Source organism: uncultured Campylobacter sp. (assembly GCF_938030685.1).
Lineage (GTDB): Bacteria > Campylobacterota > Campylobacteria > Campylobacterales > Campylobacteraceae > Campylobacter_B.
Map to the genome: position 1 here is coordinate 1 of NZ_CALHHX010000028.1, position 1,428 is coordinate 1,428.

A 1,428-nucleotide genomic window follows, 5' to 3' on the forward strand; every position below is an offset into this window, starting at 1 on the left:
GCGCCGTCGCGCTCGTCGTCTTTGAAATTTTCGATTACGCGCGTCTTGCCGTCCTCATAAAACAACTTCCAAACGCCCTGTTTGCGGTCATCCTTGTATGCGCCCGTCTGCTTTAGCGCGCCGCTTTCGTAGTACCATTTTTCCATACCTTGGCGCTTGCCCCCTTTGTATGTTCGCACGCCGCGCACTTTGCCGCTTTTGTAATAATCCATGTCCTTGCCGTTTCGCAGCCCGCCCTTATACGGATGGCGCGCGCTTACTTCGCCGCTTTCGTAGTAGTCGGTGAAAACGCCCTCGTGCCTATCCGCTTTATACGCGCCCTGCTGCTTTAGCTTGCCGCTTCCTTGATAATACAGCTTGTAAAAACCCTCGCGCTTGCCGGCTTTGTATTCGCTCTGCGATCTCAGCTCGCCGCCGTCCGCGTAGTAGCTCTTCGCGACGCCGTCGTACAGGCCGTTTTTTAGCGGATATTCGTTTGAGGGCTTATCTCTGCCGTCAAAGTAATCGCGCTGAAGCACCGCAGTACCGTCCTTTACGTCGATCTCTCTGATAAGCGTCGGCGGCAGCGGCTTTGCTCTGGGGTAAACGACGCCCATAAAGTTTACGTCGTAAAGATCCTCGGCGCTGTAGTGCAGCACCTTGAGCGTCCCGCTATAGGGCTTGTCCGCTACGAAATACAGACCGTTTTTTAAGCTCGGCTCGGGCTTCATTACGATTTTTGGCTCCAGAGCTTGCGCGCCTAGCGCCAAAAGCGGAAGTAGGAGCTTTAGTACGCTTGAAAAAGTGAAATTTCGTATTAAATTTAAGCCCAAATTGAGCGAATTTTGCGCGGCTTTGCAGGTTTTCATATTTTGCTTCCTTTTAGCTCGGTTAAATTTGAAGAATTTTAAAATTTGAAGCTAAATTTTAGATAAATCCTCGCGGAGTTTGGGCTGAGGGTTTGGTTTTCGGCGCCGGACGCGTGCCGCGCCCATAAGCCTATTGCGCGCTGTTTAACGGAGCTAAGCGTTAAATTTCGGCATGCTTCAACACATCCGCGACGATCGTCCATTCGCGCACGAGCCTTTCAAAGCTAAAATTTGCATTTGCGGGGCTAGTCGAGGGTAGCTTCACGGGCTCTCTGCCCGTTGCGTTTAAAATTTGAGTTTTTAGATGTTTTTCGCAGATTTCATGCGCCTTGCCGCCGTTTGCGAACACCTGCACGATGCGTGCGCCGCTAAAGATCGGCTCTAAATTTGCAGGCACGACGGCGGTCATTTTGGCGTCGCTTGAGCCCTTTATCTCGCAGCAGATCGCAGCGTCATAGATGGCGATGCGGCGGGCGAGCAGGAATTTTATCTTTTCGTCCGTGCTCACGGGCGACGGCGAGTTTAAAATTTGCGCCAGCACGCGCCAGAAGCGATTTTGCGGATTTGCGTAGTAAAAGCC

2 protein-coding genes are annotated in these 1,428 nt (G+C 52.0%); both read right to left on the reverse strand.

Features of this window, described 5'->3' with window-relative positions; translation table 11 throughout:
* Positions 1-848: toxin-antitoxin system YwqK family antitoxin (locus tag Q0369_RS01340; protein ID WP_298094943.1), on the reverse strand; the 848-nt coding region annotated here is incomplete at its 3' end.
* Positions 849-1,008: 160 nt separating this feature from the next.
* Positions 1,009-1,428, reverse strand: a 420-nt coding sequence (locus Q0369_RS01345) for a DNA-deoxyinosine glycosylase (RefSeq protein ID WP_298094946.1), incomplete at its 5' end; no start/stop codon positions are given.